The 11,226-nt window shown below is 51.4% G+C and carries 9 protein-coding genes; 5 read left to right on the forward strand and 4 right to left on the reverse strand.

Translation table 11 applies throughout. The annotated features are described in order from the left end of the window. Window positions 1–25 precede the first annotated feature (25 nt). From SK53_RS11115 to SK53_RS11135, 5 genes are all read left to right on the forward strand, one after another. On the forward strand, window positions 26–625 hold the full coding sequence (locus tag SK53_RS11115; RefSeq protein WP_242637234.1) for a helix-turn-helix transcriptional regulator: 600 nt from the start codon (window positions 26–28) through the stop codon (window positions 623–625). A 187-nt stretch (window positions 626–812) separates the two neighbouring features. Then, window positions 813–1,448, forward strand: coding sequence for a hypothetical protein (locus SK53_RS11120; RefSeq protein ID WP_023324197.1), 636 nt, complete (start codon window positions 813–815; stop codon window positions 1,446–1,448). Window positions 1,449–1,700: 252 nt separating this feature from the next. Continuing rightward, the gene (locus SK53_RS11125) at window positions 1,701–3,950 is read left to right on the forward strand and encodes a type I secretion system permease/ATPase (protein ID WP_023315468.1); all 2,250 of its coding nucleotides are present in this window, start codon (window positions 1,701–1,703) and stop codon (window positions 3,948–3,950) included. Next, a complete protein-coding gene (locus SK53_RS11130; RefSeq protein WP_023315467.1) occupies window positions 3,947–5,296 on the forward strand; it encodes an HlyD family type I secretion periplasmic adaptor subunit in 1,350 nt (449 codons plus the stop codon). Before SK53_RS11125 ends, SK53_RS11130 begins: the two co-directional genes overlap by 4 nt. A 4-nt stretch (window positions 5,297–5,300) precedes the next feature. Then, the gene (locus SK53_RS11135; protein WP_048209336.1) at window positions 5,301–7,046 is read left to right on the forward strand and encodes a TolC family protein; all 1,746 of its coding nucleotides are present in this window, start codon (window positions 5,301–5,303) and stop codon (window positions 7,044–7,046) included. A 70-nt stretch (window positions 7,047–7,116) separates the two neighbouring features. Here SK53_RS11135 and SK53_RS11140 read toward each other — a convergent pair whose 3' ends face one another. Genes SK53_RS11140 through SK53_RS11155 form a run of 4 tightly spaced genes read right to left on the reverse strand, consistent with a single transcriptional unit; the run spans window position 7,117 to window position 11,215 of the window. Continuing rightward, window positions 7,117–8,118: a hypothetical protein gene (locus SK53_RS11140; RefSeq protein WP_023324195.1), complete on the reverse strand. Its 1,002-nt coding sequence runs from the start codon at window positions 8,116–8,118 to the stop codon at window positions 7,117–7,119. Between the two features lie 10 nt (window positions 8,119–8,128). Beyond that, window positions 8,129–9,061 carry an ACP S-malonyltransferase gene (locus SK53_RS11145; RefSeq protein WP_048209338.1) on the reverse strand — a complete coding sequence of 311 codons (933 nt, stop codon included), beginning with the start codon at window positions 9,059–9,061 and terminating at the stop codon, window positions 8,129–8,131. 10 nt (window positions 9,062–9,071) lie between these two features. Continuing rightward, on the reverse strand, window positions 9,072–10,460 hold the full coding sequence (locus tag SK53_RS11150) for a hypothetical protein (RefSeq protein ID WP_048209340.1): 1,389 nt from the start codon (window positions 10,458–10,460) through the stop codon (window positions 9,072–9,074). Further along, window positions 10,457–11,215 carry an outer membrane lipoprotein-sorting protein gene (locus SK53_RS11155; protein ID WP_032628354.1) on the reverse strand — a complete coding sequence of 253 codons (759 nt, stop codon included), beginning with the start codon at window positions 11,213–11,215 and terminating at the stop codon, window positions 10,457–10,459. The genes SK53_RS11150 and SK53_RS11155 overlap by 4 nt, the downstream gene beginning before the upstream one ends. Window positions 11,216–11,226 lie beyond the last annotated feature (11 nt).

Raw genomic sequence — 11,226 nt, forward strand, 5'->3', positions numbered from 1 at the left:
TAATGATGGTCAGCAGGTGAGCCACATGCCGTCGATGCATTGCTATGGTTGTGTGAAAAAATGCCTGTTTGGTGACGCTGAAGCGTGCGCTCGTAAAACCTGCACAGGACTTGAATGCTATATTTGGCCTGATAACAATTCTTACCTTGTAGAAGGTATCCGGCACTATTTTGAATGTGTGAGCGACAAATATATTTCTCAGCCAGTCGTGATTATTGATTTTAGCCATAAAAATATCACCTATTTTCTGAACGATAGCTGGCTCGAACAATTCAAAAATATGCGCCTTATCCTCGTCACTGACAAAAAGATGACGGCGATTGCCCATTACTGGTTCTATAACGATACGTTAGAGACCACCATCAGCTCTATTATCTTTTATGATGATTCCGCTGAGGAGGTTGCCACGAAACTGAAGAAAACGTTCCTGGCAAAAACGATCAAACCATCCGGGAGTAGGCCAAAACTGAGCCAGAATGAATTCAGCCTGTTTTCGTTCTTGTTCAATGGATGGACACCTAAAAAAATCGCGTATCAGAACGGTACTAGCGTCAAAAACACCTATGCCATGAAAAACAGAATTGAGCGCAAACTGGGAGTTTCTATCACCCGCCTGGTGAATTAGCCTTAAATGGTATTGCGTAAAAAAATCGACAATCACGGATGGGGATTAATTTCTGTAGAAAATTCCTGGATAAACGATGCTTTATCTCATCACAACTCGTTTTTTTCCTTAATGCATTATTAATATAAATATTGATATATTATAGTAGATTTAACATTTATAATTTTAACGCATAGAGTTTTATCACATGGATATCGTTACTATTAGACATATTGAGCACAACGACAACACTATGCGCTGCTATGGGTGTATGAATAAATGTGTTTTTCCTTCTTTTCGTACTGAACAACAGGGCGAGTGTAATGGTTCTGAATTTTATATCTGGCCTGAAAATAACTCTTTTTTGATAGAAGGTATATTACAATACTTTAACAACATTACGGTTAAAATCATTTCTCAACCCATTGTAGTCATTGATTTTAACTATAAGAATATAAATTTTTTCTTAACAAACAGCTGGTTAGATCGTTTTAAAAACGCAAGACTGATCCTGATAACTGATAAAAAGATGGCCGCGATTGCCCATTACTGGTTTTATAACGACACAAGCGAAACAATAATCAGCACCGTCATTTTTCATGATGATATTATTGATGATATAAAATTTAAAATTCGCCAGTCGTTCCTTGGCAAGATAACGCGACCTTCGGAGAAGAAAGCCAAACTTAGTGCAAATGAATACGCCCTGTTTTCTGAATTGTATAAGGGACAACTCCCGAAAAAGATAGCCATGAAGAATGCTACAAATGTTAAAAACATTTACGCCATGAAGATAAGAATCGAGAACAAGCTGGGCGTACCTATTTCAAGGCTCGCCAGTTAACCCTCAGTTCAAAAAACCTGAAAAAACATAAACCTGGATCAATCCACATATAATATTCTTAATCATGCAGTGGTTTATCTTTATTGTGTACATATACGGCTAACTTTACACTACGATATTGCCAGCGCTTGTAATTTCACTATAACCATCAGCCATAAACTTCGTACTTACGGATGTTCTTGGTCAATTTTAATAGCATGCCTTCACTTTATTTTTAAAGTAAGGAACGTAACTACAGGTCTGGATTCGATAATGAATACGCATCTTTCCACCGTAAAAGTTAATTCAGAGCACGATTTCAATAATATTGAAGAACCCAGAAAAGATTCTCTTCTGTGGGGTGTTGAATGGCTTTGTGCACATCACGCTAAGTATGCCAGCAAAGAAGTTCTTTACGCTGGCTTGCCGAAAAGCGACAAGCTTGAGCCGGAAATGGCTTTGCGTATGCTCGACCAGATGGGGATATCTGCTGGCTGGGTAAAACGCGATCTTAATTCAATATCGTCCTGGCTCTTTCCGCTGCTGATCGCCCGCAAAGATGGAACGTATTGCATTATTACCGCGCGTAACGGTAAACGCGGACAATTCACCTATCAGATCGTGGTGCCTGAAAACGAAGGAATACTTACCGTTTCAGCGGCTGATTTGCTGGAAGTTTACGGCGGCTATGCCCTTGTCACCACGCCAAAACCCAGTCTGGATGCGCGTGCCGACGATCTTCTCTTACCGAAAGCGCAGAATGAAGGTCACTGGCTTTATTCTACGCTGTGGCGCTACCGCCACTATTTTTACAGCGCTGCGCTGGCGGCACTGCTGGCAAATATACTTACGCTGGCTGGCACCTTCTTTACGATGAACGTCTATGACCGGGTGATCCCGACGCAGGCCTATGTCACCCTCTGGTCGCTGGCTATTGGCGTCGTGATTGCCAATATATTTGAGTTTTCCAGCCGCCAGATCCGCGCATACCTGATCGATATCGCGGGGAAAAAGGCAGACCTGATCCTGGGCGCGAAGCTTTTTCGCCAGGTGATGTCTATGCGCATGGAATATAAACCACAGTCTTCCGGGACCTTCGCTAACCAGCTGCGCGATTTTGAGGCAGTACGGGATTTTATTACCTCTGCGACGCTCGCCACGCTGTCCGACCTGCCCTTCTGCGTGCTGTTCATGTTCATCATTTATATGATTGGCGGTCCGCTTGCCGTGGTGCCCCTGGTGGCAATGCCGCTCATTTTAATTGCCAGCATCGTTATTCAGTGGCCGCTGGGTCGCTATATGGAAGAAAACGTTCGCGAGATTTCGCTCAAGCAAGGCCTGCTGATTGAAAGCATTGAGGGACTTGAAGCCCTGAAAGCTGCGCAGGGTGAAGGCGTTATGCAAAAGCGCTGGGATGATTTCAGCGCGCTGGCTGCCGCTTCCTCCATGAAAACCCGCAACCTTTCCATGCTGACAACCAATTTTGTCTCCTTCGTTCAGCAAATTACCACGGTCTGTATTGTTGTGCTGGGTGTGTATTTGATCCACGCGGGCGAGCTCACGATGGGCGCCATGATTGGCGTAGTGATCCTTTCCAGCCGTTCTCTCGCCCCGCTGGCATCCGTTGTCGGGCTGGCGTTGCGTTATCAGCATGCCAAAACGGCCCTGAAATCGCTTAACCAGCTGATGGATACCCCCACTGAACGCGATTCCTTAATTACCTATCTACCAACGCCGAATTTCACGGGCAGCATGCGCCTGCACAAAGTGGGGTTCACCTATCCAGTGCCGGGAATGATGGTAGCCCCGCGCATTCTCGAGAATATCAATATCAATATTGAAGCCGGTGAGCAGATTGCGATTCTGGGCAGGATCGGCAGCGGGAAGTCTACCCTGCTGCGGGTGATGGCGCGCCTGTATCAGCAGAGCAGCGGGCAGATATTCATTGATGACGTTGATGCAACCCAGGTTGATCCGGCGGACTGGCGTGCGGCCGTAGGCTATGTCGGGCAAGACTGCCGTCTTTTTTACGGCACGCTGCGTCATAACATCATTATTGGCAACCCGGGCGTAAGCACGGAAGAGTTTCTGCGCGTGGTTCGCCTGACCGGGCTGGATCAGGTCGCAGCCAGACACCCGCTGGGTTTTGACATGCCCATTGGTGAAATGGGGAACTGCCTGTCGGGTGGACAAAAGCAGCTCGTTGCACTGGCCCGCTGCCTGTTGCTAAGGCCGAAGATTTTACTGATGGATGAACCGACCAGCTCCATGGATGCGATGACGGAGACGTTATTCCTGCGGCGGTTAAAAGAGGCCACAAAGGGGCAAACGCTGATCATTGTCACGCATCGCATGTCCGTACTCAGTCTGGTTGAACGCCTGATTGTGCTGGAAGACGGGCACGTTGTGAAAGACGGGGCAAAAGATCGGGTCATGGAAAGCCTGAATGAGAACGTGCTGAAGAAAAAACAAACGATGCATTCGGTTGAAGAAAAGCAACAGGAACAAGGTGTGAAGGGATGATGAACGAGGACGATGTGAATCAGAACGCCTCAAAAGGAGAGGCCGATAGCGGAGCGGGAGCTTCCTCCACGGCGTTGAGAAAAATTGAGGGCGGCGCCGGAAAAACAGCGCTGGCGGTGCAAAAACCGCAGCCGACAGGAAAGGTAAAAGCGGACGATCTGAAATTCATGCATGACCTGCAGGGCGCCCTGATCGCGCAGAAAACCCCTTTCAGCATGATCATGCTCTATACCATCACGATGGTTGTCGTCGTCGCGCTGGTGTGGGCACATTTCGCTCGCGTTGAAGAGATTACGCGTGGCGATGGAAAAGTCATCCCGGCCAGCCGTGAGCAGCTTATTCAGAGCCTGGAGGGGGGCATTCTTGAGGAGCTGAACGTTCAGGAGGGCGATATTGTCGAGAAAGGACAAATCCTGCTGAAAATCGACCCCACGCGTGCCGGCGCCAGCTACGGTGAATCGCTTTCAAAAGTTCAGGGGCTGAAGGGCAGCATTGCTCGTCTCAGGGCTGAAGCCTATGACACTCCCCTGACCTTCCCGCCGGAAATTGCAGGAATTGAGTCCATCGTGCGTGATGAGACGCAGGCCTATAACGCGCGCCTCAAAACCCTGAATGAAAGCGTACAGGCATTGCAGCGCAGCCTGGCACTGGCGCAAAACGAGGTCAGCCTTTCCGAGCCGCTGGCTCGCAAAGGGCTGATGTCCGATGTGGAGATCCTGCGCCTCAAGCGTCAGGCCAACGAGTTCAGCCTGCAAATTGCCGAACGGACCAACCGCTTCCGCTCTGATGCCAACAGCGAGCTAAACCGTCTGGAATCTGAACTGGCGCAGGCGGAGGAGATCCTGCGCGGACGTCAGGACGTGATGAACCGTACAACCGTTGTCGCCCCCGTGCGCGGCACGGTAAACAATATCCGCGTGACCACGCGCGGCGGAGTTATACAGCAGGGAGCGGAGATCATGACCATTATTCCGCTCGAAGATAACCTGCTGGTCGAAGCCAAAATTAAACCCTCTGATGTGGCATTTATTCATCCGGGTCTTCCCGCGACGGTAAAAATTACCGCCTACGACTACGCCATTTACGGCGGCCTGACCGGCGTCGTCGAACACCTGAGTTCAGACACGCTAATTGATGAAGAGAAAGCCCGTCAGGGACGTGGTGATTCGACCTATTACCGGGTCTTTGTCCGTACAAACCGGGCGGCGCTACAGGTTAAAGATAAAGCGTTCCCGATCATTCCGGGGATGGTGGCAAACGTTGAAATCAGAACCGGGGAGAAGACCATTTTGTCTTACATCCTCAAACCAATACTGAAAGCGCGTGAAGCATTCAGGGAGAGATAATTTTATGGTTAAGGCACGTAAAGAGCGCCGTTGGGCCAGGGTTGCAGCCGCGGTTGCACTCTGTTTGCCCTGCTCTTCTTTTGTCACCCCGCTTCACGCGGCTGACGTGGCGCAGATCAAAAACATCCCGGCCTCGCTGCCACCTATGCGCACGCAGTCAGAACTAAACCGCGCATCGCAAACGCAGCCGGTAGCACGCGCGCGTTCTCAGAATGCCGCGCCTGCCACATCCTTGCCTTCTATGCGCACGCAGTCGCAATATGCCAGTACGTCCAAAGCCGTGCCGACTCGGGCCTTCTCCGCGCCGCAACCTGAGCGTTATGCCACCGCACAGCAGGCCGCAGCGCCAATGTCGAAGCCGCAAAGCACGGCGGGTAACAGGGCAGCACTGAAAAAGAATTACGACTTCTTCCCGGCCGTCACCGAATACTATGAGCCCGATCCGGCCTATGCCACAGTTCGTCGCCACAGCGCGTCGGCAAATAGTCGCGCCACCAGCGGCATGGTGCAAGGCAACTTCAACGGCACCAGCACCAGTGATTCGCGGGAGTTTCTTCGCAGCATGGTCGCAAGAGCGCTGGCGTACAGCCCCGAACTTCGTGCAGCCTCCTCTGAGGTTCTGGCCTCGGATTATATGGTGGATCAGGTCAAAGGCCAGCGTTTGCCCCAGGTGCGGCTGGGCGTAACCTCGCCGTTGACGACGATGGGCGGAGATCGGCAGGCTTCTTCCAACAACACGCATTTTAGCGACTCCAGCGGAACCGTATCCGTTAATACCCCGATCATCGACTGGGGCAGGATCGGTAATCAGGTGGATAACTCGCTGGAGACGGCCAAGGCCGCTCGTTATTCAAAAGAGTATTCCCGGGAGCAGCTGGCCTATAACACCGTGTCTGAACTGATGAATATGAGCCGCTATGAGCAAAGCCGAATAGTGGCGAAGCATTACGTTGGTCGGATGAAAGAGCTGGTTAATATGCTGTCGCAAATTACCCAGGCGGACCGCGGCAGAGAGAGCGAACTGGTACAGGCAAAAGCGAAACTGATGTCTGCACAAGCGAGCATGGACAATATCGAACATCAGCTGAGCGCGAGTAAAATTAAGCTGGTGCGCCTGCTTGGCGCAGAGCCATCGCTACCAGACGATCTCAACTGGCAGGATACGATTATTCCGGCATCGGTCGCCATTGCGTCGCTGGATAAGAACCCGATGATGCTGAACCTGCAAGCAAAAGTCCGCGCTGCGGAATATGAAGCGGAGAGCATTAAGGCCGCGGCGCTGCCGCAGGTCAACTGGGTGGTATCTAAAAGCACAGCCAAAGACAGCAACGGCAACGAAAGCGGCTGGTATACCGGCCTTAACGTCGAATGGGAAGCGTTTAGCGGCGGCTCTCAGCGTGCCGCTCAGATGACGGCCCGCGCCAAAGCTAACGTCGCGCAGCAGCAGTATGAGGTGAGTTACCGCGACCTGGAGTATCAAATCAACTATCAGGTGCAGGTCCGTGATTCGTCATTCCTGCGCGCCGATGACTACGATCGTCTCTCAGGCGAAACAGACCGCGTGCGTCAGATGTTCTACCAGCAGTGGTATCACCTGGGCAAACGAACGCTGCTTGACGTTTTGACCGCTGAAAACGACCACTTTAACAACCAGCTCTCCGCCATTAATAATCGCTATGACGGATACATTTCCAACGTAAATGTTATTGCCAGCGCCGCGATGATGCTGTCCTGGATGCGAATAACCTGAATCGTATCGACCTGATAAAAAGCCAGACCGTCAGTAATGACGGTCTGGCTTTTTTATTGCCTCTGACGTCTTACCACAGCGGGTTTTCTTTATCGATCTCCGCCCAGCGCAGATACATATCGCTCGACATCATGAAATCGTTATGCCATTTCCACCACGTATGGAGAGCGTAATAGGCCAGGCAAGGGAGGTAGCTGAGCAGGAAGTACACTTCAAACCATACCTTCCATCCGAGCAGGGTAAGCAGCAATCCGACAATCGCCGACCAGGCAAACTCCACACACAACAGCATCACCAGCCTCAGCCACAGCGGTTTCTCAGACAAAGCCCGCCAGGGGATCGCCGGAGAGAAAAAGAGATCGATCTCGTTAAGGAAAAGGTGCCCCAAAAAGATATATCGCTTCGTGAACCGTAAAAACAGAAGATTGATTGCCAGCACCACCGCACAAAGCACCAGCATGGTAATGATGGACTCGAGGGTGAAGTACCGGCCATAGCGCTCAAATTGCTCACTGTTACGTAAGGGACTTATTGTCAGCAGGTTCATCACGATGGACAGGGTAATGGCGATGGCCAGATACTGGGACAAACGCTTATATTTCCCTTTATCCCTTGTCGATGCGATGACCTGTCGAATGTAGATCGTGCGCATCGCGGCGAACATTCCCCAGATAATCAGCGGGGCAACGATGGTCAGCGTCAGCAGCACGATGTCCGGCTGAGCCAGGGTAAGCATCAGTGCACTAATGCCAGCGAAAACCAGCGTGGCGATAACCATAGCAACGAGAGGATCGTAAACAATCGGAGCCGTCGGCCGGGCCTCTTTCTTGAGAAAAATGGACAAGTCGACATTCTTAACCACGCACTTGTACGCCCAGAACGCCTTGAGGTCGGCAGTGAAGCTATACAGTATCAGCGCAAAAATAGCGCTCGCCAGCCAGACATCCTGTCGGGTAAAGGAGAACCCGGCATTTTTCCAGTAAAAGCCCAGCAGCACAAACGTCACGATATAGATAAAAAGAAGGTTCCTTTTATCCTGAAAGCGAATGAACGTTAAATAATCTGGAATCATATCTCGACCTTTACATCTCTAATGCTTTTCTACAGTGCAGAACGCGTTCGGCATTAAAACCGACGAAATCATTCAGCATTTGGCCAAGATAAGGTTTGTTACTCATCTCCAGGAACAGCGGGCTGCCTGGCTGTTCGATAAACCGCGTCATGGATTCACGCCATTTGACCGTGTGGGTCAGGTGCAGCGAGAGGTTTTCCTTAATGGCCTCCGAAACGATTTCTATTTTGCCCGTCACGTTCATCAGCACGTCGTACGCGGGTGAGGTGAAAGGCTGTCCGGCGAGAAAATCGCGCATCAGCTGTACGCCCTCTTCCATCAAACGCGTGTGCCACGCGCCGCTGACGCCGAGCTTAATCGGCTCATAGCCTTCGTCCACCAGCACCTTAGCGAACTCGCTAAGCGCAGCCGGTGTCCCGCCGATAACTTGCTGACGCGGGGTATTATCACAGCTAATATCCAGCTCAAACCCGTAGCGGGTGATGATGTTGCTCAGGGCGGCAAAATCCGCCCCCTTCAGCGCAATCATCGCGCCCTTCTGCCTTTTGCTGACCGCATCCATGGTGCTGGCGCGAAAATGGAGGGTGCGGAAAAGCGTCTCCAGCGAGATCGCACCCGCAGCGTAAAGCGCACTGTATTCCCCCACGCTGTGGCCACAGGCTCCCGTCACCCGAAGCGCCGGAAAACGCTCGCGGCAAAGGGTATACAGCGATACGTTAATTGCCGTGACGGCCAGCTGTTGCACTGTAGTCTGAATCAGTCTGTTCATCGGCCCCTTTAGGCAGAGTCGGCGCAAATCAAGCCCAGAAATATCGCTGGCACAATCCCAAATCTGTTTCGTCGTTGAATTCAGATCCCAGAGATCGCTACCCATCCCAATCACTGGATTCCCTTGCCCGGAAAACAGCAGCACGACAGGCTGCGATGCGTTATTAAGCGTCATTGTCATTTCCTTATAAATAATACTTAAAGCCAACATAGCCACCGGCGACATCGCCGAAGAAGGCAAACTCAGAATTTGCGCTACCCAGTGCTGAATAGACGCCGGTATAGGCCTCCAGCTGGTCATCAATAAAGGTCAGCGGTGCGCTGAGGTGTAGCCCCGTCAGGGTGCTTTGATCCATCAGGTTGAGGATCAAATAGGGTTGCGCGGCGATCTGATGCGTGAACTGCACGCTGGACCAGGCGTTGAGATAGTGTTTCCCCTGCAGCATGCCTTTATTGCCCGTATTGCTTATCTCGGAGGCCATCAGGTACTTGTAGGAATCAAATGCCCTGTCGAGCGGCGCATAGCCTGTCGCGGTGTTCAAAAAGGTCATCAGGTCACGCTGTTTATTCCACTCAGAGCGCGAATAGCCTTCGCTCTGGTAGTAATATTCCAGTCCAAACACGTTGAAGGTATCGGAGGTGTATTGCGCACCAACGGCCACCTCCACGCCCAGTTTATCCTCTGTTTCATACAGCGAGTCGGGGAATTCATATCGCGCCAGCTCAGCAGTTTTTTCGTCCGACAGATGGCGCCAGCGCTGCTCCGCATGCCACGCCACTTCGGCACTGATGGTGAGCTGCGGGGTGTAGTGGTAACTGTCTGAAAGCGCAACCGAATGCGAATCGCCCATCAGAACGCGCATACCCGGCGTATGGTCACGGAAGGCGTGAGAGGTATAGCCCAGCAGCCATGACTCACTGCTGTTGCCGCGCTGGTTTGCAGACCAGTTTCCGGAGGTCAGATAATATTTATCAATTGAGGCCAGCTTCGGAATCACCGTCAGCGAGAACGACTCATCCCGGTTGTCCATCGACAGCGTTGCCGCCCATGAAGAGGACTGATAAGCCGTACGGAGCTCGGGATCGTAAATCCGCGTTGGTTTTGCTCCGTCGTAATAATGCGGCGTGAGATCGGAAGGCGAGCGCAGGAAGAAGAGCCCTTGCCTGGCCTGGAGTTTGCCAACCTCAAGCTGCAGGCTGTCCGACACGGTATAGGCAAGCTTGAGCCGCTCAATTAGCAGACGCGAGCGGCGATCGTCCTCTTCAAATGCCCCGAGCTTGCGCGGCGTGTACCAGGTCAGCCCATAGACGGAAAAGTCCAGATCAAGCGCATTATCAATCAACGAGCAGCGACTTGAAACATTCACTCCGGCATCGTTATAGATATTGTGTCTGGTATATGGGTTTCGACCATTGATTCGCCAGTCTGAAATCTGTTTTTTAACGGCGGACACCTGCTCATATAACGTCACGGACGTGTTTTTTGCGACGTCATTACCCGAGAGGCAGTCAGCAAACACGCTTACCGGCAGAGCAGAAAGCACGAGGGTTAATCCGGTCAACGTGCGCTTCATTTCACACCTCGCTGAATAGACTCGCGAGTGAACGCCGATTCAGGTAACGACTCCAGACGGACGTCGCTGTACTCCATGACGGAATAACTGTTACCGTGACGCACCTCTTTCACTGTAATTTTCATCGGCCGCATCTTGCCTAATACCATTTGGAAATCCTGATATAAAACTTCTTTAATTAACTTATTATCCAGAGAGAAATAGGCCGCCTTATACGGACGGTTATCTCCCATGCTTTCGACGTAATACATCACCTTCGGCCAGGTGACCTCCGCAGATTTGCGGACCAGCTCCAGCACGTAACACCGCGCCTCACCGCAGGCAGTTTCTCCCTTAAGCGAGGCGTCGTAGGCATATTCAAAGTTGGTGACAATCACGTCGCCATTGGATATTTGCCCAATCAGCCGCTGCTGGCGTGAGACGGGAACCGGACGGCGCAGTTCAGGGGTGTAGAACCATAGATCGTACCAGTCTGAGAGCAGCACTTTGCCCTTGTCGCGCGGGGGATAAACAAAGCGCGCCAGGGAGCGGGCATCCGCTTTGATTTCCCCCTCTGGTTTCATAAAGCGCATGGAAATATCCAGCACCTGTTTATTTTCGGGCCGTGTGGCGCCCGCTTTAAATTCATGAATAGTGAGGGTGTAGCGAAACGGCTTATTTGGCGAACGGACTTCATCCGCACGGCGAATAATTTCCAGCGCGCGTTCGTCAGCCGCGGCAGAATAAGCCGCTGCTGAAAAGAGGCACGCCCCCATCAGGAGATGAG

The organism is Enterobacter sp. MGH119, from assembly GCF_001037675.1.
Classification (GTDB): domain Bacteria; phylum Pseudomonadota; class Gammaproteobacteria; order Enterobacterales; family Enterobacteriaceae; genus Enterobacter; species Enterobacter hormaechei_C.

Bases quoted from the DNA above. Each gene is read 5' to 3' on its own strand.
- SK53_RS11115 (WP_242637234.1), top strand. From the start codon at position 26: ATGCCGTCGATGCATTGCTATGGTTGTGTGAAAAAATGCCTGTTTGGT.
- SK53_RS11120 (WP_023324197.1), top strand. From the start codon at position 813: ATGGATATCGTTACTATTAGACATATTGAGCACAACGACAACACTATG.
- SK53_RS11125 (WP_023315468.1), top strand. From the start codon at position 1,701: ATGAATACGCATCTTTCCACCGTAAAAGTTAATTCAGAGCACGATTTC.
- SK53_RS11130 (WP_023315467.1), top strand. From the start codon at position 3,947: ATGATGAACGAGGACGATGTGAATCAGAACGCCTCAAAAGGAGAGGCC.
- SK53_RS11135 (WP_048209336.1), top strand. From the start codon at position 5,301: ATGGTTAAGGCACGTAAAGAGCGCCGTTGGGCCAGGGTTGCAGCCGCG.
- SK53_RS11140 (WP_023324195.1), bottom strand. From the start codon at position 8,118: ATGATTCCAGATTATTTAACGTTCATTCGCTTTCAGGATAAAAGGAAC.
- SK53_RS11145 (WP_048209338.1), bottom strand. From the start codon at position 9,061: ATGACGCTTAATAACGCATCGCAGCCTGTCGTGCTGCTGTTTTCCGGG.
- SK53_RS11150 (WP_048209340.1), bottom strand. From the start codon at position 10,460: ATGAAGCGCACGTTGACCGGATTAACCCTCGTGCTTTCTGCTCTGCCG.
- SK53_RS11155 (WP_032628354.1), bottom strand. From the start codon at position 11,215: ATGGGGGCGTGCCTCTTTTCAGCAGCGGCTTATTCTGCCGCGGCTGAC.